The sequence below is a fragment of the Nocardia wallacei genome (assembly GCF_014466955.1).
Taxonomy (GTDB): Bacteria; Actinomycetota; Actinomycetes; order Mycobacteriales; family Mycobacteriaceae; genus Nocardia; species Nocardia wallacei.
Window position 1 is genome coordinate 4,917,288 of sequence record NZ_AP023396.1, and the last position, 20,464, is coordinate 4,937,751.

At 69.0% G+C, this 20,464-nt stretch carries 23 protein-coding genes and 3 pseudogenes; 6 read left to right on the top strand and 20 right to left on the bottom strand.

Annotated features, from left to right (window positions below):
- The 5 genes from NWFMUON74_RS21640 to NWFMUON74_RS21660 form a co-directional block, all read right to left on the bottom strand.
- On the bottom strand, positions 1-1,269 hold the full coding sequence (locus NWFMUON74_RS21640; RefSeq protein ID WP_187683658.1) for an ATP-grasp domain-containing protein: 1,269 nt from the start codon (positions 1,267-1,269) through the stop codon (positions 1-3).
- A complete protein-coding gene (locus NWFMUON74_RS21645; RefSeq protein WP_187683659.1) occupies positions 1,259-2,473 on the bottom strand; it encodes an MFS transporter in 1,215 nt (404 codons plus the stop codon). Before NWFMUON74_RS21645 ends, NWFMUON74_RS21640 begins: the two co-directional genes overlap by 11 nt.
- 144 nt (positions 2,474-2,617) lie before the next feature.
- A complete protein-coding gene (locus NWFMUON74_RS21650; RefSeq protein ID WP_232111194.1) occupies positions 2,618-3,568 on the bottom strand; it encodes an AraC family transcriptional regulator in 951 nt (316 codons plus the stop codon).
- A 145-nt stretch (positions 3,569-3,713) separates the two neighbouring features.
- On the bottom strand, positions 3,714-4,955 hold the full coding sequence (locus tag NWFMUON74_RS21655) for a cytochrome P450 (protein WP_187683661.1): 1,242 nt from the start codon (positions 4,953-4,955) through the stop codon (positions 3,714-3,716).
- A gap of 40 nt (positions 4,956-4,995) precedes the next feature.
- Positions 4,996-5,592, bottom strand: a complete 597-nt coding sequence (locus NWFMUON74_RS21660; RefSeq protein WP_187683662.1) for a TetR/AcrR family transcriptional regulator — start codon at positions 5,590-5,592, stop codon at positions 4,996-4,998.
- A gap of 159 nt (positions 5,593-5,751) precedes the next feature.
- Here NWFMUON74_RS21660 and NWFMUON74_RS21665 point away from each other — a divergent pair, with 159 nt between their 5' ends.
- Both NWFMUON74_RS21665 and NWFMUON74_RS21670 read left to right on the top strand, forming a co-directional pair.
- Positions 5,752-7,053 carry an acyl-CoA dehydrogenase family protein gene (locus tag NWFMUON74_RS21665; RefSeq protein WP_187683663.1) on the top strand — a complete coding sequence of 434 codons (1,302 nt, stop codon included), beginning with the start codon at positions 5,752-5,754 and terminating at the stop codon, positions 7,051-7,053.
- Positions 7,050-8,099 carry a phosphotransferase family protein gene (locus tag NWFMUON74_RS21670; protein ID WP_187683664.1) on the top strand — a complete coding sequence of 350 codons (1,050 nt, stop codon included), beginning with the start codon at positions 7,050-7,052 and terminating at the stop codon, positions 8,097-8,099. The genes NWFMUON74_RS21665 and NWFMUON74_RS21670 overlap by 4 nt, the downstream gene beginning before the upstream one ends.
- Positions 8,100-8,147: 48 nt before the next feature.
- On the opposite strand, the gene NWFMUON74_RS21675 is transcribed toward NWFMUON74_RS21670, so the two are convergent.
- From NWFMUON74_RS21675 to NWFMUON74_RS21685, 3 genes are read right to left on the bottom strand one after another with little or no spacing between them, the layout of a single operon-like run.
- The gene (locus tag NWFMUON74_RS21675; protein WP_187683665.1) at positions 8,148-8,585 is read right to left on the bottom strand and encodes a VOC family protein; all 438 of its coding nucleotides are present in this window, start codon (positions 8,583-8,585) and stop codon (positions 8,148-8,150) included.
- Positions 8,586-8,595: 10 nt separating this feature from the next.
- Positions 8,596-9,720, bottom strand: a complete 1,125-nt coding sequence (locus NWFMUON74_RS21680) for an NAD-dependent epimerase/dehydratase family protein (RefSeq protein WP_187683666.1) — start codon at positions 9,718-9,720, stop codon at positions 8,596-8,598.
- On the bottom strand, positions 9,717-10,253 hold the full coding sequence (locus tag NWFMUON74_RS21685; protein ID WP_187683667.1) for a nuclear transport factor 2 family protein: 537 nt from the start codon (positions 10,251-10,253) through the stop codon (positions 9,717-9,719). Before NWFMUON74_RS21685 ends, NWFMUON74_RS21680 begins: the two co-directional genes overlap by 4 nt.
- 161 nt (positions 10,254-10,414) lie before the next feature.
- On the opposite strand from NWFMUON74_RS21685, the gene NWFMUON74_RS21690 reads away from it, so the two are divergent.
- Entirely contained in the window at positions 10,415-11,602 is a 1,188-nt protein-coding gene (locus NWFMUON74_RS21690; RefSeq protein WP_187683668.1) for an NAD(P)/FAD-dependent oxidoreductase, read from the top strand.
- Between the two features lie 90 nt (positions 11,603-11,692).
- Here NWFMUON74_RS21690 and NWFMUON74_RS21695 read toward each other — a convergent pair whose 3' ends face one another.
- The 8 genes and pseudogenes from NWFMUON74_RS21695 to NWFMUON74_RS21725 form a co-directional block, all read right to left on the bottom strand.
- Positions 11,693-12,622, bottom strand: coding sequence for an aminoglycoside phosphotransferase family protein (locus NWFMUON74_RS21695; protein ID WP_187683669.1), 930 nt, complete (start codon positions 12,620-12,622; stop codon positions 11,693-11,695).
- A gap of 28 nt (positions 12,623-12,650) precedes the next feature.
- Complete coding sequence (locus NWFMUON74_RS21700) at positions 12,651-13,412, bottom strand: hypothetical protein (RefSeq protein ID WP_187683670.1); 762 nt, start codon at positions 13,410-13,412, stop codon at positions 12,651-12,653.
- 95 nt (positions 13,413-13,507) lie between these two features.
- Positions 13,508-14,554, bottom strand: coding sequence for an MFS transporter (locus NWFMUON74_RS21705; RefSeq protein ID WP_197986890.1), 1,047 nt, complete (start codon positions 14,552-14,554; stop codon positions 13,508-13,510).
- A 13-nt stretch (positions 14,555-14,567) separates the two neighbouring features.
- Positions 14,568-14,921 (bottom strand): annotated as a pseudogene (locus tag NWFMUON74_RS36945) (MFS transporter); the annotation flags it as partial.
- Positions 14,922-14,950: 29 nt separating this feature from the next.
- Complete coding sequence (locus tag NWFMUON74_RS21710; RefSeq protein ID WP_187683671.1) at positions 14,951-15,436, bottom strand: SRPBCC family protein; 486 nt, start codon at positions 15,434-15,436, stop codon at positions 14,951-14,953.
- A gap of 113 nt (positions 15,437-15,549) precedes the next feature.
- Positions 15,550-16,767: an RNA polymerase sigma factor gene (locus NWFMUON74_RS21715; RefSeq protein WP_187683672.1), complete on the bottom strand. Its 1,218-nt coding sequence runs from the start codon at positions 16,765-16,767 to the stop codon at positions 15,550-15,552.
- A complete protein-coding gene (locus NWFMUON74_RS21720; RefSeq protein ID WP_187683673.1) occupies positions 16,764-17,099 on the bottom strand; it encodes a YciI family protein in 336 nt (111 codons plus the stop codon). The genes NWFMUON74_RS21715 and NWFMUON74_RS21720 overlap by 4 nt, the downstream gene beginning before the upstream one ends.
- 7 nt (positions 17,100-17,106) lie before the next feature.
- Complete coding sequence (locus NWFMUON74_RS21725) at positions 17,107-17,547, bottom strand: tautomerase family protein (protein WP_187683674.1); 441 nt, start codon at positions 17,545-17,547, stop codon at positions 17,107-17,109.
- An 82-nt stretch (positions 17,548-17,629) separates the two neighbouring features.
- Here NWFMUON74_RS21725 and NWFMUON74_RS21730 point away from each other — a divergent pair, with 82 nt between their 5' ends.
- Positions 17,630-18,142, top strand: a complete 513-nt coding sequence (locus NWFMUON74_RS21730) for a winged helix-turn-helix transcriptional regulator (protein WP_187683675.1) — start codon at positions 17,630-17,632, stop codon at positions 18,140-18,142.
- 133 nt (positions 18,143-18,275) lie between these two features.
- Here the strand turns inward: NWFMUON74_RS21730 and NWFMUON74_RS21735 are convergent.
- Positions 18,276-18,731, bottom strand: a pseudogene (locus tag NWFMUON74_RS21735) (NUDIX hydrolase); the annotation flags it as partial.
- 178 nt (positions 18,732-18,909) lie between these two features.
- Here NWFMUON74_RS21735 and NWFMUON74_RS21740 point away from each other — a divergent pair.
- Positions 18,910-19,113, top strand: a complete 204-nt coding sequence (locus NWFMUON74_RS21740; RefSeq protein WP_067590617.1) for a cold-shock protein — start codon at positions 18,910-18,912, stop codon at positions 19,111-19,113.
- Between the two features lie 68 nt (positions 19,114-19,181).
- Here NWFMUON74_RS21740 and NWFMUON74_RS21745 read toward each other — a convergent pair whose 3' ends face one another.
- Positions 19,182-19,430, bottom strand: coding sequence for a hypothetical protein (locus NWFMUON74_RS21745; RefSeq protein WP_187683677.1), 249 nt, complete (start codon positions 19,428-19,430; stop codon positions 19,182-19,184).
- A gap of 71 nt (positions 19,431-19,501) precedes the next feature.
- On the opposite strand from NWFMUON74_RS21745, the pseudogene NWFMUON74_RS21750 reads away from it, so the two are divergent.
- Positions 19,502-19,615: pseudogene (locus NWFMUON74_RS21750) on the top strand (zinc-binding dehydrogenase); the annotation flags it as partial.
- Here NWFMUON74_RS21750 and NWFMUON74_RS21755 read toward each other — a convergent pair.
- Entirely contained in the window at positions 19,605-19,763 is a 159-nt protein-coding gene (locus tag NWFMUON74_RS21755; protein ID WP_187683679.1) for a hypothetical protein, read from the bottom strand. The pseudogene NWFMUON74_RS21750 and the gene NWFMUON74_RS21755 overlap by 11 nt on opposite strands.
- Positions 19,764-20,066: 303 nt before the next feature.
- Entirely contained in the window at positions 20,067-20,339 is a 273-nt protein-coding gene (locus NWFMUON74_RS21760; RefSeq protein ID WP_187683680.1) for a helix-turn-helix domain-containing protein, read from the bottom strand.
- Positions 20,340-20,464: the final 125 nt, after the last annotated feature.

The following is a 20,464-nucleotide window of genomic DNA, read 5'->3' on the forward strand; positions in this document are numbered from 1 at the left end:
TCAAGCGGGCGTGAAGAAGTCGCCGACTCGCTTGCGGACATCGGCGCACCTGATGTCCAGCTCGTCGGCGTCGTCCGCGACGACGAAGGCCAGCCCCAGCGCCACCGAATCCATCATGGACCGGGTGGCCGGGTACGTTCTGCCGGGCTCGGCCGCCATCCGGACCTCCCGCACACCCGGCAGGCCCGTCAGCTCGGCGTCGGCTCCGCCCAGATACCGGGACGCCCGATCGATGCTGAAGAGCACGAGTGCGCCGCGCTGCGCCAGGACATAGCCGGAACGGGGCTCCGCCGCCGGCCGTCCGAGCCCGAAACGCTCTGCGATATAAGCGCATTCGCGATGGATCTGCGAGTTACCGGTGAGCTGATAGGTCTGCTGCGGATGGCCGATCCCGTGCGCCCGAGCGCCGAAATCGATCAGCCGGGGTCCCAGCGAGCCGGACATGATCTCCATGTGCGCGGGGCCCACGCGCACGCCCAGGGCGTCGAGCACCCGCGACGCGTACTCCGCCAGTTCACCCACCACCGGATCGTCGTGCTCGAGCCACCGCCCGCGCTCGTAGACGAAATCACCCGACGCCGACACCCATTTGTCGTACACGCTCACGCACAGCAGTTCGTGGCCGTGCTCGGTGGAGAAGGTGTCGACGGCATATTCGATTCGGGGAGCGGGATACATCTGCTGGATCAGGGCGGCCGAACCGGACCCGAACAGCCCCGCGCCGTCGGTGATCGCGGCGACGGCGGCGGTCAGCTCCGCCGGGGTCTCGACCGATCGGACGTCCACCGAGGCCGCCCCGCGGGCCGGCTTGACCACCAGCTTCCGGCCGCCACGCAGCTCCGCGAACGCCGTGGCCGCGATGGCATCCGGCGTCTCGACCGAGCGCGTATTCAGGCTGGGGACACCGGCCGCCGCCAGCGCCTCGAACATGTACTGCTTGTCCCAGCGCCGCATCGGCAGCGTGGTATCGCTGCCCGGGCAATCGGGCAGGTCGCCGCGCAGCCGTTCACATAATTCGACGCCGGGCTCGGAACCGGCGATGACGTACCGCACCGAACGGTCCCGGCACATCCGGAGCAGCCGCTCGTACGACGACCCGAAATCCGCCTCGAAATCCAGTGCGCCCGGCGTGGGCGCGGTACGGAAGCCCGACACCAGCGCCTGCGCGGTATCCAGCAGTATCGTCTCGATGCCGTATTCCGCCAGCACGGCTGGATACAGCTTGCCCGAACTCACCGGGTCCACGATCAAAACCGAGTTATCCGACACGGACCGGACTCCTGTTCTCGTTAACCCCCGCCACTACCGCCACCGCCCCCGCGACCACCGAAATCTGCACGACCAGAGCCCAGTACAGCGACAGGTCGTGCAGTACCCCGAAGGCGCCTATGCCCGGACCGACCGCGAAACCGATCGACTGGGCCGCCGACAGATACCCTTGATATCTGGGGTTGTCCGATCGAGACGACAGCCGCGCTATCGCCGCGCTCGCCTGCGGAATGAAGATGGCCTCGCCGAGGGAGAACAGCACGAATCCGCAGATGCACACGGTCCAGCTGGTTCCGAAACCACACACCGCGAGCCCGGCCCCGGTCACGAATATGCCGATGCCCAGCGCGTAGTTCCACCTCAACCTGGCCGTCACGAAGCTGAGCGGCAACTCGAAAGCGATGATGAACACCGAATTCACCGCGATCAGCACGCCGTACAGATGCCCGCCACCGGCGATCCGGTCCACCGACAGCGGTATCCCGCTCATGCTCTGGGCGTAGACGGCCATCGCCGTGCCGAATACGACGATCACCGCCCACAACCGAGCGGCTCGCGAACCGCGGCGACCGGTGCGGGGTTGCTCGAACCCGGTCGAATCCGTCGGCGCCACAACGGTTTCCGCCGCACGCAGCCGCGTGCGCTCACTCAGCAGCAGCACCGCGGTGAGCAGCGAACCGAATGCCGACAGCGTAAACAGCATCGGGAAGTTGTCCTCGCCCACCATCGCGACCACGATCGGAGCGACCGTGACACCGCTGCTGAGAAAGATCCGGTGGAAGGCGACCACCGTCACCGTATCGCCGCGGTAGCTCGAACCCGTCACCAGAGCCGCCGCCGGCCCGGCGAACGATTGGGTCACCGCGACACTCAGCGACGCCACCACGATGGCCGAAACAGGTTGCGCCGACAGGATTCCGAGCAGGAACAACAGTGGAACATTGAGTATCGAACCGGCGATCAACACATCGGTCGACCCGAACCGGCCCGCGAACCAGCCACCCGCCAGCGACCCGAGCACACCGGCGAAACCGGCCGCGAACAACGCCAGCGACAACGCCGCGGCGTTCAGCCCGATCGATTGGTAGAACACCGTGGAGAACAGAGCGAGGAAGCCCACCGCTCGACTCAGGAATGTGGTGATCGAAACGATCCACACCGCAGCGGGAAACTCCGGCAGCTTTCGTCTGTCCGGTTCACGCACCTCATCCTCCTCGCGATCACCGCGGGTATGCCGCCCTCATCGGCGATTCGGACGCTAGTCGCCGGCGATCGGCGCCGGTTTCGCGTGCGCGAAACGATCTTGCCGCTATGCGCACGATCCGCCGATCCGGTGCTGGTGGACCTCTCAGGGTTGGATGGTGTACCGGACGTCGCGCGGGCTGACGCCGAAACGCTCCCGGAACGCGGTACTGAAGGCGCTGGCCGAGCCGAAACCCAGACCGGACGCGATCGACGCGATGCTCTGGTGCCGGTACGACGGGTCGCTCAGCCGCCGGTTCGCCAGTCGCAGGCGTTCCTCCCGAATCAGTTCCCGCGGCGTGGTTCCGGAACGCTGCAGGACGAGTTGAATCTGCCGGACCGACCAGCCGAGCGCCCGCGCGATGGACGAAGCGGACAGCCGGGGATCGGTGACGTGTGAGCGGACGTAGTCGCGGATCGCCTCGTCCAGTTTGTCGGGATGGCCCGCGCTGGTCAGTTGCTGAGCGCGGGCGTGCATGCACAGCAGATCGACGATGTGGGACGAGGCGGCGTCGAACTGGTACCCGTCGAGCGTGGCGGACTCGTCGAGCAGCCCCGTGAGCATGCCCGTCACCACCCGCCCCAGCCCCGTGGTCAGGTCCATCGGCCGCCCGAGCAGCGCGTCGGCGACATCGAGGCGATGCGTGAACTCGTGCCGGGGAATGGTCATCAGGACGCCGCTGCCGTGCGCGAGCGCGTACCCGCACGGCCGGTCGAGCGACACCAGGCACCCGGCGCCGTTCGGCAGCTGCGCACCCCCGTTGTCGTCCCAGAAGTCGGCGCGGCCGTCGAAGGTGAGCAGCAGCCGGAAGTCGTCGTCGCTGTCGAGGCGGATGTTCTTGGGCGTTCTGATATAGGTGACATCGTCGGACTGCCAGCCCACGAGCTGGTACTTACTGGTGCGAGCCAGTTTCGTCCGCCCTTGGAAGTCGCTGCCGCCAGGGAATTCGTACGACAGGCGCCGGTGGTGAGAGGTGATGAGTTCGGCCCAGTACTCGGTCCGTTCCCCCGGCTCGACACTGTGGGTCGTCGAGGTCTCCACCGTCAGATGAGGCATGTTCACCGGTGTTCACTCCTGCTCGAACCGACAACACGCCACATGATTGCTGGCCCGGCGCAGCCCGTCCACACCAACCACCGTGAACCCGGTCACCCGCACGCGGGAAGTCGCGTCCACCCCAACCACATTCGCCGCGCGCGGGTCACCCGATGATGATCGGCAGCGTCTCCCAGCCGCGCACGGTGGAGGTCGACGACAAGGCGATTCGGTCCCATTCGACCTCCCAGCGCGGGAAGCGGGCGAGCAGTTCCTCCAGCGCGACCTTGGCCTCGAGCCGGGCCAGCGCCGCACCCAGGCAGAAGTGGGTGCCGAACCCGAACGTCCGCAGGTTGCTGATCTTGCGGTGGATGTCGAACCGGTCCGGGTCCGGCCAGCGATCCTCGTCGCGGTTGGACGAGGCGATCAGCAGGATCATCGCGCTGCCCGCCGGCACGGTGCGGCCGTACAGTTCGACATCGGCGGTGACGTACCGGGCGATCGCGTGCCCGGTGGGTTCGAACCGCAGCGTCTCCTCGATGGCGTTCGGGATGAGCCGCGGGTCGGCGGCCAATTCGGCGCGCTGGTCGGGGAATCGGGCCAACAGCGAACCCAGCCAGCCGATCAGCCGGGCCGTGGTCTCGTTGCCCGCACCCGCTACCACGGAGATGTAGGTCAGGATCTCCTGCCTGGTCAATGTCCGCGTCACCCCCGCGGTGTCCACGAATTCCGCGCGCAGCAGTTCCGTCATCAGGTCGTCGGAGGGGTGGTCGGCGCGCCAGTCGATGTACTCGGCGAATTGATCGGCATTCGGGATCGCCTGATCCGAGATCTCCATCTGCTGCCCCGGCGCGGTGCGCAGGTTCGCGTCCGCGCGGTCGCGGACCGACTCCTGATCGGCTTCGGGGATGCCGAGGAGCATGCCGATCACGCGCATCGGCACCTCGTTGGCGAACGCCGTCATGAGGTCGAATCGGTCGCGCCCGGTGAGCCGGTCGAGCGAGCGGACGCACATCTGGCGAATCTGCGGTTCCAGCGACAGCACCCGCCGCGGGGTGAACACGCTCTTGAGCAGTCCGCGGTGGATGTCGTGCGCGGGCGGGTCCTCCATCAGCAGGGTGCCGGGCGGAATCTCGATGCCCGCCTTGATGATTTCCAGGATCGGGCCGCGCGAAGAGGAGAAGGTCTCCCAGTCGAGCAGGGCGCGGTCGACGTCGTTACAGCGGCTGAGGACGTAGAAGTCGTGCTTGTCGTTGTAGTACAGCGGCGCCTCCGCCCGCAGCCGCCGGTAGATCGGATACGGGTCGCGGGCGATGGCCGGGTCGAAGGGATCCCAGTAGAGCGGGACGCCGGAATCCGGCGAGATCCCCTGGGGCGCTGCGGAAACGGTGGGTTGCGTGTCGGGCATGGTGCCTCCCGGGTGTGCTGATTCGAATCGGACGAAGTGGTCAGCGTGTAGCGGCATAACCGGTGGTCATCCAGTACAGGGCGCGGTCGATGGCGGGCACGATGTCGGTGACCGCGATCTCCCCGGCCGAGTACCGGCCCATCAGCCCGTACACCAGGCTGTTGACGATCGCGTAGAGGTCGTGGATGAAATCCATGTCGACGTCGGCGAGCACCGCCATGGCGGCGGGGAACAGGGCGTCCATGCCCCGGCTCATCAAGGTCTGCCCGCCGGCCGAGGCGCGGGCGCGGAAGTAGGCGGCGAGCAGGCCGGGATGGTCCTCCCAGGGCTCGAAGACCGGGCGCAGCACGCGCATCATCCCGGTGTGCAGTGATTCGTGCGGGCGGGCAACGTATTCGGGTACCCGGGCGTAGCAGTTCTCGGCGATCCACCAATCCAGTGCCGCGAGGATCAGCTCGTCACGGGTGCCGTACAGCTTGTAGATCTTGGCCAGCGAGACTCGCGCCCGCCGGGCGACCTCGCGCACCTGTATCGCGTCGTAACCCTCGGACTCGAGCAGTTCCACGACCGTCGCCCGGATGCGTTGCTCGCCCTGCCCCAGGGCGGAGTCCGTGACCGAGTCGTGCGGTTCACCCATCCCGCCCGCTCCTCTCCGGGAGGCGATGCGACCACCTCCGGTAACTAAGTTACTATCCTGCGAGACTCGCGTTCATCGAATCTGATAATTGCTCTTTCATTCTCAAGAACGTTATTCTGACTCTCAGAAATAGCGTTCTTCATCGGAGAGGCGAGGCGCATGGCGTGGGACTTCGAGACCGAGCCCGAGTACCAGGCAAAGCTGGACTGGGCCGACGGATTCGTGCGCGAGGAGGTGGAGCCGCTGGATCTGGCCTGGCCGCACGAGCAGTTCGCGCCCTTGGACGGGGGCCGCCGGCAGGCCATCGCGCCGCTGAAACAGCGGGTGCGCGAACAGGGACTATGGGCGACGCACCTGGGTCCCGAGCTGGGCGGCCAGGGGCACGGGCAGGTGAAACTGGCTCTGCTGAACGAGATTCTGGGCCGGTCGTCCTGGGCGCCGATCGTGTTCGGCTGCCAGGCGCCCGACACCGGCAATGCCGAGATCATCGCCCACTACGGCACGCCGGAGCAGAAGGAGCGATACCTGCGGCCGCTGCTGGAGGGCGAGTTGTTCTCCTGCTATTCGATGACCGAACCGCAGGCGGGCGCGGACCCGCGCGAATTCACCACCACCGCCGTCCGCGACGGGTCGGACTGGCTCATCAACGGCTGGAAGTACTTCTCCTCCAACGCGCGCACCGCGGAGTTCCTCATCGTCATGGCCGGCACCGACCCGGACGCCGGTGCGTACCAAGGGATGTCGATGTTCCTGGTGCCCGCCGACACCCCCGGCATCGAGATCGTCCGCGACGTGCGGCTCTACGGCGAACCCGAGGCCGCCGGTCAGCACGCGCTCATCCACTATCGGAATGTGCGGGTGCCGGATTCGGCGTTGCTGGGCGGGGCGGGGCAGGCCTTCGTCATCGCGCAGACCCGGCTCGGCGGCGGGCGCATCCACCACGCCATGCGCACCATCGGCCTCGCGCGCAAGGCGCTGGACATGATGTGCGAGCGGGCCCTCAGCCGGCGTACCGCGGGCAGCAGGCTGTCGGACAAACAGTTCGTGCAGGGGTTCATCGCCGATTCCTACGTCCAATTGCAGCAGTTCCGCCTGTTCGTGCTGTACGTGGCGTGGGAGATCGACAAGCACAACGACTACCGGAAGGTGCGCAAGGACATCGCCGCGGTCAAGGTCGCGATGCCCGCGGTGCTGCACGACATCGCCTGGCGCGCAATGCAAGTGCACGGCGCGCTCGGCGTCACCGACGAAGTCCCGCTCATGCGCATGATCCACGGCGCGGCCGTCATGGGTCTGGCCGACGGACCCAGCGAGGTACACAAGACCACCGTCGCCAGGCAGGTGCTGCGCGACTACTCCCCCGCTGCCGGACTGTGGCCCTCCGAATGGATTCCGGCGAAACGAGAAGCGGCCCTGGCCAGATACGCGGAATTCCTGGAACACGAAGTAGGAAACCGATGACCGAGCAGACCGCCGAAACCACCACCCTCGACCTCACGCGGCTCACCGACTGGCTGGACCGGACCGGTATCCCGGGCGCCGGGGCGCCCCTCACCGTCACACAGCTGTCCGGCGGGGCACAGAACGAGATCTACGACCTGCGCCGCGGCGACCATCGCAGCGTGCTGCGCATTCCGCCCGCCGCCGCCCCGGCGGAGCGCGACAACGGGATTCTGCGCGAATGGCGCATCACCGAGGCGCTCGACGGCACCGATGTGCCGCACGCGAACGCGGTCGCCGTCTGCACCGATCCGGAGGTGCTGGGCCGGGCCTTCTTCCTGATGGGTTACGTCGACGGATGGTCGCCGATGCAGCATCAGCGGGCGTGGCCCGAACCGTTCGGCGGTGACGCCGCGGCCCGGGCCGGGCTCGCGTATCAGCTGGTCGAGGGCATCGCGCTGCTGTCGCGGGTGGACTGGCGAGCGCGCGGGCTGAGTGACCTGGGCCGGCCCGACGGCTTCCACGATCGGCAGGTGCGGCGCTGGACGGGCGTGTTCGATCGGATCAAGGGCCGCGACCTCGAGGGCATGGACGTCGCCACCGCCTGGCTGAATACCCATCGCCCACTGGATTTCGTGCCCGGGGTGATGCACGGGGACTACCAGTGGGCCAATGTCATGTATCGCCACGGCGGGCCCGCGCGGCTCGCCGCGATCGTCGACTGGGAGATGGGCACGATCGGCGATCCCAAACTGGATCTCGCCTGGGCACTGCGTGATTGGCCCGCCGACACCCACTCAGACGAAGCCGCGAAGTCCAGCTATGTCGACCTGCGGGACATGCCCTCTCGCGACCGGCTCGTCGCGCACTACGCCGAGGTGTCCGGCCGCCAGGTCGACGATCTCGACTACTACCTGGTGCTGGCGAGCTGGAAACTCGCCATCGTGCTCGAGCAAGGCTTCCAGCGCGCGGGGAACAACCCCAAAGCGCAAGCCTTCGGCACCATCGTGCCGCAGCTCATGCGTTCGGCCGCCGACCTCGCGGAGACCACGGCCTACCGCGGGTGAACCGGGCAGCGTATGGGTTCGCCCGGCCCTACGGTGCCGTGAGCGCCGTCAGTTCTTCTTCAGCTCCTCGGCGAGCATCACGAGGATATCGCTGGGGCCGCGGACGTAGGTGAGCCGGTAGATGTCCTCGTAGGTCGCCACGCCGCGCAACGGATGACAACCGTGCTTCGCGGCTGTCTCGAGGGCCTGGTCGAGGTCATCGACCGAGAACGCGACGCGGTGCATGCCGATATCGTTGGGACGAGCGGGCTCCGACTCGATCGCTTCGGGATGGATGTACTCGAAGAGCTCGAGCCGGCCGTGACCGTCCGGCGTCTGGAGCATCGCGATATCGGCGTGGTTGCCGTCGAGGCCGACGGCGGTGTCGGTCCACTCGCCGCTGACCGTGTCACGGCCGACGAGCGTGAGGCCGAGGTCGGTGAAGAACGCGATCGCCGCATCGATGTCGCGCACGGCGATGCCGACATTCTCGAGTTTGATGGCCATGCGTCGCATGCTACCGAGCCGGGTCGATCTCCTCGGCGGTGCCGGAGGCGAGGGCGCCGGGGCCGTATTTGGCGGCGATGAGCTTCCAGGGATCGGCGTAGGGCCCGCGGCGTTCCGAACGGCGTTGCAGCGCAAGGAGTGTCCGCAGGATCGGGCGCAGGGCCGGTCCGACGGCTCGCAGCGCCATCCGGGTCGCGCGGGGGCGGCTCTCGGCGATCCAGTCGACGGTCTGCTGCCAGTCGTGGTGCTGATAGTCCAGCAGCGCTTGGGATCCGGTGGTGTCGAACCAGCCGGTGAAGCTCCAGCCGCGGTCGTCGGCGGGATCGCCGGGCAGGCTCGCGGAGGCACCGAGGCGGCCGATGCCGATGGCCGCGAGCATGTCGTCCTCGACGTCGCGGTGGGTGCGCCGGTAGGTGTCGTTGCCGCCGATGAGCAGGATCTTGCCGTCGATGGCGGCGCGGCGGTCGACGGCGTTGGCGAACGCGGTCGCGACATCGCGCGCGTCGACGCCGTGGAGCCGGTTGTCACCGGGGGTGGCGCGCATGAGCAGCAGGTAGTCACCGTTGAGGCCGGCCGTGCCGTCGGGTGAGAGCACTCCGGCCAGGCGCAGGATCGCGTGCGGCAGTCCGCTGCCGGTGACGACCGCCTCGGTCAGCACCTTGTCCTCGCCGTACTGGTCGATCGGACGCACCGCAGTGTCCGGGGTGATCAGCTCGGGATAGCGGTAGGGATTGCGTGAGCCGTACACCGCGGCGCTGGAGGCGTACACCAGCAGCGGCGGCTCCGGCAGCGCGCGGGCGGCCCGGACCAGTGCGGTGGTGCCGTCGACACTGATCCGCCTCGCCAGGGCCGGATTCCGGTAGGACCGCGGCGAATACATCGCCGCGAGGTGGACGATCGCACCGGGCCGGTGTTCGGCGACGAGCGCCCCGACGGCCGCGTCGTCGAGCAGATCGGCGTAGGCGGTGTGCAGCGTGCCGGGATGTCCGTGGGCGGCCATGCCGTCGGCGACCGCCGAGGTGGCCTCGGTGCGCAGGTCGGTGGCGACAACGGTGCGGCCGCGCGACAGCAGGATCTCCGCGCAGCGCTTGCCGACCTGACCGAAGGCGCCGGTGACGAGGACGGTGCCGGTCATTTCGCCGACCTCCGTGCCACGGCCGCCCCCGCCGCATCGCGCAGCCGGGGCGGTATCCGGACGGAGACGAACGGGGTGCAGAGGTCTTCGCGCAACCGCGTCAGTGTGGAGGTCTCGAGGTACCAGCGGCCCTCGACCTTCTCGTAGGTTTCGTGGTAGTGCCCGTAGCCGACCAGGCGCAGGCCGGGAGCCAGCGCCACGATGTCCTGCAGTGCCCAGCTGCCGCGAGCGGCGGTGGGCGATATCAGTTCTATCTCCGGCGCGTGCACCTGATGCACGGTAATACGTGACGGCTTGCCCAGGGTGGCGATCACGAACGCCACGAAGGCGTCGGCGCCAGTGATCACGCGGCCGCCCGCCTCGGACGTGTCGCCGACGAAATCATCGGTGAACAGGCTCCGCCATGCCGCCCAGTCCTTGGTGTCCAGATGGCGGCAATAGCGTGCCTTCAGCCGCTTGATGGCTTCTATATCGCGGAAGTAGTGCGGGTCATCGAGATTCGCCGCTGGCTCGTCCTGGACCGAAGCGCTCATGCCAGTCCTCTCGCAGTGCCGGAAATTTCATTCTTCATTATGAAGAGTCTGGATATCGAATGGTGTGCCGCCCGCGCGAATCCGGGTGATGCCCGTCACAGCCTGTCATAGGCCCGGCGGCCGCGGTGTCTGGTGCTCGACCCCTGAACGAAGGAGACACCATGAGCGGGCACATCGATGTCATCGTCATCGGCGGCGGCTATGCCGGGGTGATGGCCGCGAATCGGCTGACCCAGCGCGCCGACGTGCGAGTCACCGTCGTCAATCCGCGCTCGGTCTTCGTTCCGCGGCTGCGCCTGCACCAGTTGGTGGGTGGCACGCACGACGCGGTCGTCGACTACACGACCGTGCTGGCCGACGGCGTGCGGCTGGTCGTGGACAGCGTGACGCGGATCGACGCTGGCGAGCGCAGCGTGACGCTGGCGGAGGGCGGCACGATCGGCTACGACTATCTGGTCTACGCCGCGGGCAGCGGCAGCGGAGGGCCGCGAGTGCCGGGTGCGGACGAATTCGCCTACCCGGTGGCCACTTTCGAGGCGGCGCAGCGGTTGCGGTCGGTGCTGTTCGACACCCCGATGACGGCCGCGGTGACGGTCGTCGGCGGCGGGCCGACCGGAATCGAGACCGCGGCCGAGCTGGCGGAGCGGGGCCGCGACGTCACCTTGGCCTGCGGCGGCGTCCTCGGCCCGTACCTGCACCCGAAGGCCCGGCGCACCGCTCGCAAATACCTTGCGGCGCTCGGTGTCAGCGTGCTGGAAGGTCCCGAGTCCGCGGTCACCGCGGTGACGCGGGACGCCGTGGTGCTCGCCGACGGACGCGCCCGGGAGAGCCTGGTCACCGTCTGGACCGCCGGATTCGGCGTGCCCGACCTGGCCGAGCGCAGCGGTCTGCGCACCGACTCCGCCGGGCGGCTGCTCACCGACGAGACCTTGACCAGTATCGACGACGAGCGGATCGTCGCGGCGGGTGATTCGTCGGCGCCCTCCGGCGTGCCGTTCCGGATGAGCGCCTACGCCGCGGGATGCCTGGGCGCCCACGCCGCCGACACCGTGCTCGACCGGATCGCGGGTAACCAGGCCGAGCCGATCGACCTGTCGTTCCCCGCCATGTGCGTCAGCTTCGGCCGCCGCGCGGGCATCTTCCAGCTCGCCCACAAGGACGACACCGCGATGCGCCTCTACTTCGCAGGCTTCGCGGGCAGGAAACTCAAGGAGTTCTCCTGCGCGGCCAGCGTCTCCCACCTGGTGAAGGAGGCCCGCAAACCCGGCTCCCACACCTGGCCCAAGGACGGCAGACACCGCCCCCGCCTCCTGCAATCCCACCCGGCCGACACCACCCCGCTCGGCTGACAGCCGACCGCCCCTGCGCCGATCATTCGACGCAGGCGCACATCCCTTCCGCCACGAGCCATCCGCCCACCACATCACCCGGCAACGTCGTCAGCGGCGGTAATGCGTTGCCCCGGCCGATGCCACAAGACGGTCGAGTGCGGCGTGGGCCGGCGGGCCCCAGGTGGGTTTGCCGCCGGGGCGGCCGTGGGTCCCGGCGTCTCCGATGAGGATGCCCGCGAGGGCTCGCAGGACGGCGCAGCCGCGCGCGCGACGCAGGGTGGCGGCGTCGGCGGCCGGTTGGTAGGCGGCGTGGAAGCGGTCGACGGTGTGTTCCGGTAGCAGCATCCACGCCGCGGCGAGGTCCCAGGCCGGGTCGCCCGCACAAAGGTCACCGAAATCGATCACTCCACAGAGAGTGCCTTGTGCGGTAAGGACATTGGCGGGATGGAGATCGCCGTGGAGCCAGATCCGCGGGCCCGCCCACGCGGGCGCGCCGACGGCATCGGCCCAGACCGCGCGCACCGCGTCGGGGTCGGGGATCAGCCCCGCCCGGGTCGCCTCGGTCAGTTGCCGCTCGAACGGCTCGGCGTAGTCGGTGAGTGGTCCCCCGCGGCCGCGGCCGGTCGGCGCCGCGGCGGGGGCGGGCCGGTGCAGTGCGGTGAGGAACGCGGCCAAGGTGTCGGCGGATTCCGCGGTGGTGGCGGGCGAGTGGTCAGCGGGCGCGCCCGGCACCCAGGTGGTGACGATCCAGGGCCGCGGGAATCGCTCGGAGGGCTCACCGAGGCGCTGCGGAACGGGGACCGGCAGCGGCAGGCGCGGTGCGAGGGCGGGCACCCACTCGAATTCCTTGCGTAACAACATATCCGCCGACTCGGTGGCCCAGGGCAACCGCACGGCGAGGTCCTCACCGAGCCGCCACAGCTGGTTGTCCCAGCCTCGCGCGCCGAGGGCCGGCGAGCGGTCGGACAAGTCGGGATGCTGGTCGCGCAACAGGTCCCGGATCAGGTCGGCGGTGATCTCGATCGCGGTATGGGTCACGCGAGACCACGATAGCCCGGGCGGCGAATCACCGTGGGAATGCCGGGTGGGCGGAGCAGGGGCCGCTGTGTCGAGGGGTTCGGGCGATGACGGTCAGCAGGATTTGGGGGATGTCCAGCCAGCCGGGTGCGGTGGACATGTGGTGCGCGGCGCGGAGGTCGGCGGGTGATACGTCGAGGTGGTCGTGGGTGGATTCGATGCCGTTCCACCATTGATCCTGGGTGCCGCCGCCGAGGCGGATCGGCAGCGCGTGTACCTGGATGTCGGTGAGTGCCAGTCTGGTCAGGAGCGCCGGCACGGTGCGGATCCAGGTCAGTGCCGCGCCGGTGTGCACGGCGTGATCGTGATAGGCCGCCAGCACTCGGCCCAGGACGGCGTCCGGCGCGGCGGCGTCGTCGAGTTGATAGGGCTCGGTGAGCATCAGGACGCCGCCCGGGCGCAGCATGGTGGCCGCGGTCGCCACAATGGTGTTGCGAGCCGCGGCCTTACCGAGCGTCAGCCGGGAGTGAATCAGATCGAATCGCCGACCACGTTGCCGCGACGGCGAATTCGGGCCCACCGCGGCAATCCGGCATCCGGCCGCAAGCGTCCGATGGTCCGCCGTACTCACCCGGGCCGCGGGGTAGGTCCGCGCGAGCGCTGCCGCCAGCCCCGCCGAGGCGGTACTGATATCGAGAAGGCGAGCGTCGGGTCGCAACTCCAGCGCGGAGATCAGTCCGAGGCTGTACTCGTCGAGCGGCGTCGCCGCGCCGGAGTCGCTGTTGTCGCTCTCGTGCCAGCCGGGAATCATCTGCATATCGTGTGGCCCCGTATCGCGAGTGTTGTCCAGCAGTGGTTTGCCCGATGATTCTGCGCACGGCCCCTAGCGGCTACCTTGCAATGCACTTAAACACGGCAGCGGGGCGGCGTACCGCACCCGAATGTGGTGACGACCGCGACCATTCCCGCGACGGCCAGGACCGCGGTGATCGCGAACGCGGCGTGGAATCCGCGGAGCCCGGTACCGGTCACCAGCACGGTCGAGACCGCGGCGACACCGGCCGCGCCACCGATCTCCCGCATCGTCTCGATCAGACCGGCGGCCAATCCGACTTCCGCCTCGTCGACCCCGGCCAGCGCGCCGATCTGCAACGACGGGACGCACAGCCCGAAGCCGAGCCCGGCGAGCAGGAACGGGGTGAGCAGCCCGGCGAGATATCCGGCACCGGCCGCCACCTGGGTCAGCCACAGCATTCCCACCGCGATGAGCGCCGAGCCGATGATCAGCAACCATCGGACCCGCACCGCTGTGGCGAGGCGTCCCGCGGCCGTCGAGGTCACGAACACGGTCGTAGTGGTCGCCAACCACGCCAGCCCCGTCCGCACGGGCGAGTAGCCGAATTCCTGCTGCATCAACAGTGATCCGAGAAAGATGAACGAGAAGAACGCGCCGAACCCGAACAGCGCCGTGAGGTTCGCGCCGACCAGCGTGCGGTTGCGCACCACCGCCGCGGGCACCAGCGGCGCCGCGGCCCGCGCCTCGATCATCACGAACGCCGCCAGCGCCACGCCCGCCGCGACACCCCATGCGAGCGTGGACACCGCGGTCCAGCCGTGCGTCGCCGCATGGTGCAGCGCGTAGACGAACAGCAGCAGCCCGCTGGTCACCGCGCCCGCCCCGGCGAGGTCGAGCCGCCCCGCGCGGTCGCGGGCGCGGTCGGCGACGAGGCCCGCGGCGACGACGCCGAGCAGCACCAGCCCGATCGGAACGTTGACGAAGAACGCCCAGCGCCAGCCCGGACCACCGGCGATCAGGCCACCGGCGACCACGCCGAACGTCCCGGCCGCCCCGCCGACGGCGCCGAAGACGCCGAGGGCCCGATTGCGTTCCCGCCCTTCCGGAAAGGGTGACGGCGAGCAACGACAACGCACCGGGCGCGACGAGCGCGCCACCCAGACCCTGCAATCCGCGCGCGGCGACAAGCAGCCCGAGGCTCTGTGACAGTCCCGCCAGCAGCGAGGCACCGGTGAACAGGCCCAACCCGGCGAGCAGTATCCGCCGCTGCCCCAGCAGGTCGGTCATCCGCCCGCCGATGAGCAGGAAGCCGCCCAGCAGCAGGCCGTAGGCGACGACGACCCATTGCGCGCCGTCGTTGCCGACATGGAGATCGCGCTGGATCGAGGGCAGCGCCACATTCACGATGGCGATGTCGACCGACACCATGGACTGGGCCGCGCACACCAGCCCCAGCAGGAGTCCGCGCCGGGCTCGGCCGGAGTCCGGAATCGTTGCCCGCGCGGGCTTTTCGATCAAGGTCATGATCCGTGTCCTCTCGTTGCGCGGGGTGATCAGTACTTCGCGATCGGGTCACCGGTGCCGGTGGCGAGCAGCTGCGGGAGACTCTTGGTGATGTAGAAGGTCCAGCCGCGGGAACAGGCTTGGAAGCATTCCGATTCGGATGTCAGGCCGCGGTGGGCGAAGTTCAGCGTCGTACCGGCCGGGGTGGCGGTGATGTCGAAGACGACGTCGGTGCCGGTCCACTCGTCGTGGTCGGCGATGAAGTCGAGATGAGCGTCGACGACGTGCCAGACCATGCGTGCGCCGGGCACGACCTCGGTGATCCGGAAGCGGCAGAAGCGGATTCCGTCACCGGAGCGGGCTGCCTCGCCCGGGTACTTCGAGTCGTCGGTGAAGACGAACTCGTCGTGCAGGGCGGCGGTGGCGCCGATGATGTTCGCGTTCCACCATCCGCGCACGTCGGTGACGGCCGCGAAGACCTCCTCCGGGGTGTGGTCGACGGTGATGGTGGCGGTCAGGGGCTCGGTGTGCGACATCTGTCTCACCTCTCTGTTCGGTGGGTTTTGCCCACCGACGAACGAGGTCGACCGGAATCGACACCGGCGCCCAACTTTTTCGAAGAATTTTTGCGTGCGAGCCTTCGCGCAGGTCAGAGCGCTCGCAACCGGCCGGTGAGGTATCGGCGTTCGGCATCGGTGGGCGCGAGGGCGAGCGCCTGCTCGTAGGCCGCGGCGGCCTCGCGCCGCCGCCCGGCGCGGCGGAGCAGGTCGGCCCGGGTGGCCGGCAGCAGGTAATAACCGTCGAGGCGGCCGGAGCCCGCGATCTCGTCGACCCGGGCCAGACCCGCGGCGACTCCCTCGGCCATCGCGATCGCCACCGCGTGGTTGAGGTCGACCACCGGCGAGGGCGTCAGGCGGGCGAGTTCGGCGTACAGCGTCGCGATCTGCCGCCAGTCGGTCGCCGCGGCGTCGGGTGCGGTGGCGTGGCACGCGGCGATCGCGGCCTGCACCTGGTACGGACCGGGCCGCTGCGCGGCCAGCGCCGTCTCGAGCGTCGCGACGCCCTCGGCGATCAGCGCACTGTCCCAACGGGATCGGTCCTGTTCCTCCAGGGGAACCAGCACACCGTCGACGGTCCGGTGCGCCCGCCGGGCTTCCGAGAGCAGCAGCAGAGCCAGCAACCCGCGCGGCTCGGGCTCGGACGGCAACAGCCGCACCAGCACCCGCGCGAGATGGATGCCCTCGCCCGCCAGCGCCCGCGGCCCGTCCTGCTCGTCGTAGCCCTGATTGAAGATCAGGTACAGCACGGCGAGCACCGCGGACATCCGCTCCGGCAGCACATCCGCCGGCGGCACCCGGTACGGGATCCCGGCCTCGACGATCTTGCGTTTCGCACGCACCAGCCGCTGCGCCATGGTGGTCTCGGTGGTCAGGAACGCCTTCGCGATCTCGGCGGTGGTCAGGCCCGCCAGGGTGCGCAGGGTGAGCGCGACGCGAGCCGGGAGGGCCAGCGCCGGATGGCAGCAGGTGAAGATCAGCCGCAGGCGCTCGTCCGGAATCGCTTCTCCCGCACCGCCTTCCCGCTGCCGCGCCAGCACGGCGAGTTCCCGCAGTTTGGCGCGGCCGGTGGTGTCGCGACGCACACGGTCGGTGGCGCGGTTGCGGGCCGTGGTGGTCAGCCAGGCGCCCGGGCGATCGGGAACGCCGTCGCGCCGCCAGGCGGCCAGGGCCGCGGCGAACGCCTCCTGCGCGCAGTCCTCGGCCAGGTCCCAGTCGCCGGTCGCCCCGATCAGGGTCGCGACGACCTGACCCCACTCCTCGCGATACGCCGCCTCGACCGCGGCGCGCACGGCGTCCGGTGCGGTCATTCCCAGACGGGGCGGACTTCGATGCAACCGTGGCGGGCGTACGGGTGACCCGCCGCGATCGCCAGCGCCTCGTCCAGATTTGCGCAGTCGATGATGTCGATACCGCCGATGAAGTCCTTCGTCTCGGCGAACGGCCCATCGGTCACGAGGGTTTCGCCGTCGCGGACCCGCACCGTCGTCGCGTCCGCCACCGGACGCAGCCGCGCGCCCCCGAGCCGGGTGGCCCGCCGGTCGGTATCCGCATCCCACGCGCGGTGCGCCGGGTCGGCCGCGATTTCCTCGTTGCTCGGCGAGACGGATTCGTCATCACAGATCAGCAGCACGTATTTCATCGCACCACTATGCCCGGCCGCCCGCCACCACGGCCATGATGTCCTCGATTCGCACGATCTCGCCGCGCGCACCCCAGTTACCCTCCGGCACCTCGTTGATGTGCACCCACGCGGTGGCGGCCTGCGTGAAACGCGCCGGGTCGTCGTCGGCGTCCGCGAGCACCTTCGTGACCCGCCGCACGATGTCGGCACGCTTGTCGTCGTTCATCGAACCAGCCGGAACACCCACTCGCACCACATATTTCGGCTTCTCCCCGGCAGGAAGCCGCCGCCCGCCGACGAACCAGGCGTCGATCTCGTTCACCACCAGCCACGAGATCGACCGCGCCGCCTCGGTATCCGGCGCGCCCTCGGCGAGCATCACCTCCGACACCAGGCGACCACCGATCGCCTCCCGGCTCTCCTGGTCCAGCGAACCCTTGGGGACGAACAACTCCACGAACGGCATCAGTAAGTCCTTTCATTGAACCCTACGAGCGGCAACGGTACGCCAGGTGAGTTCAATGAATCAACCCTCTAGACTCGGAGACATGCAACGGACCAGCTTCGCGGAGATGCACTGCTCGATCGGGCAGTCCTTGGAACGGGTCGGCGAATGGTGGACCCTGTTGATCGTGCGAGATCTCCACCTGGGCCTGCACCGATTCGACGACATCGCGGAGAATCTCGGCATCTCGCGCAACCTGCTCACCCGCAGACTGGAGACGCTGGTCGACGACGGCATCGTGGAACGCCGGGCATACCGGGACCGTCCGCCACGGTACGAATATCACCTCACCGCGGCCGGGCGCGACCTCGTGCCGGTGCTGCTGGCGCTGATGGCCTGGGGCGACAAGTGGGTCACGCCGCCGGGCGGGCCGCCGGTGCGTGTGATTCACGACGAGTGCGGCGCGGAGTTCACCCCGCAGGTCTGCTGCTCGGCGTGCCACGAACCGGTGCGGACCGCGAACGTGACAGCGCTGCCCGGGCCCGGCGCCGCCAGTGGGCCGGGGACGCGTGTCCTGGCCCGGCGGGCGGCGGAATCTCGCGACGGCGAGAGCTGACGGCCGGCAGTCGGGCGCCGTGGCGCGGCACGGTCACCCGCGGAGTTCGACGTAGCGTTCACCGGCCGCGGGGGCGAGTTCGGCGTGGATGCTGTCGGTCCTCGGTGTGGGCGGAAGCCGGACCGGCCGCCGCTCACTTCCAGGCGAATACCGGCTGTCCGAAATGTGCTACGCGGGTGTGGCGGCGGTGCAGGACGACCTCGCGGAACTGATGCAGGACGGCCGCGGTCGGAGCGTGCACGAGGGCGCCCCGAAAAGGCCACTGCACAATGGGTTCCGCCACGGCCGGGTCACTGACGAACAGCGGGTCCACATCGATTTCCGCTAGCGTCACGGCGTACACGTGGGCGACCTCGTCGGGATTCGGGCGTATCGACTCGACATCGTCGCCGATCCACACCACGAACGGCGACATCACGTACCCGGACTTGGTGGCGAAATCGTCGAGCCGACCGAGGACCCGATCGGGCGGCACATGGACGCCGAGTTCCTCGGACAGCTCCCGGACAGCGGCGGCGGCCGCCGTCTCCCCACTGTCGATGCGGCCGCCCGGGAAGGCATACTGCCCCGGGTGTGAGCGCAGCGACGTACTGCCCGATCCCACTCCTCACCGGGCCGTTCGTTTCACCCAGTAACCATAAGCCGGTCGAGGAGGCGCAGCTCACCCCGCGCTGTTCCCCCTCCGGACGGGAAGTGTGGCATGCTGGGGGACGGGTACGGGCTGTTGAAGTGATCGCCCGGCTCGCAACAGGAAGTTAAGACAAAGTATGTCGCAAGGCAGTGTGAAGTGGTTTAACGGCGAAAAGGGCTTCGGGTTCATCGCGCAAGACGGTGGCGGTCCCGACGTTTTCGTCCACTACTCCGAGATTTCCGGCTCCGGCTTCAAGTCCCTCGAGGAGGGGCAGCGTGTCGAGTTCGAGATCGGGCAGGGCCAGAAGGGTCCCCAGGCTCAGAGCGTCCGCGCAATCTAGCCGGAATCGGTAGAACCCGCGAAACCCGCGCCACGGCGCGGGTTTCGCTTTTCTCGGCCCGAGATTCCTCAGCATCGGGAGCCGGCCGCCCGCACTTCCGTCAGCGCCTGCCGGGCCAGTTCGCCGAACTCCTCGTCGCAGGCCGGGCCACTCCAGCGCTCGTAGGCGAGGTCCCAGGCCAGCGCGCCCAATTCCGCGGCCACTCGCGCGGTCAGGCGCGCAACGCCGCGCCGCTCGAGCGACTCGATCATCGCAGCGGTGAGCCGCAGCCCCTTCAGCGCCTCGCGTTCCCGCAGTTCCGGGTTGGCGGCGATCACCACGCGCCGCCGGGGCGCCGAAATCCGATGCGGGGCCGGACGCCTTGGCGCACCTCACCGACGCCATCCGCTCCGGCGAACTCACCGTGCCGATCGCCGCGGCCTACCCGCTCGAGCAGATCCGCGAGGCCGTCGCCCGGCAGGCCGGACGGCACGTCCACGGCAAGATCGTGACTACCCTCTGACCTGGGCGTCGCCGCCCGCGGTGTGGTCGGTGTCCGCGGCGCTGAATTCCACGCGGTACGCCGCGCCGCCGGGGGGCACCGAATCGGTCTCGACCGGCCGGTCGAGGTGACTGAACAGGTTCTGCGACCTGTCGTCCGTGCTACTCACTCTTGCACCCACTTCTCACTTGCCGCGACGAATTCCCTTGTCTCGCGGGTATTTCGATGCCGCACCGAGGTAGGGAGATCCTGTTCGGACGGCGGAGAGTCGCGATTCGGCCAGAAGCGCTTACGGTGATGCTACCCGCTTACCCTCCGCACGGCAGGATCCGGGACGCGCCGAATCGTTCCGGGCGATTCCCGCGGCGGCTGTGCTCTGCCGCCGACGCTGTTCGTCGGGCAGGTATCGGTCACATTCGAGCGTGGAGGACAGGCAATCGCCGCTTACCGGCGCGCAACCGTCTTCCGGCTGCTATCGGTCGCGGTCGGGCGTGGTGGTCTGATCGGATGCCGCGAGGTGTCGCTGAGCTCGGGCGAGTTGGTCTTCGAGGCTGATGATCCGGCACGCGGCCTCGAGCGGCGTGCCCTGGTCGATGAGTTCCCGGGCGCGGGCGGCGATGCGCAATTGGGCGCGGGAGTAGCGGCGGTGCCCGCCGGGTGAGCGTTGCGGGGTGATCAGTTTCGCTTCGTCGAGACTGCGCAGGAACGCTTGGGTGGTGCCGAGCATGTCCGCGGCACGGCCCATGGTGTAGGCGGGGTAATCGTCGTCGTCGAACTTGTCGCTGGTGGGATCAGAAATCGCGCGGTCTCCGTACGTCGGAGTGCCCCGGCGCCTGGGGCGCCGGGGCACTGAAAGGGGGAATTGGTTTG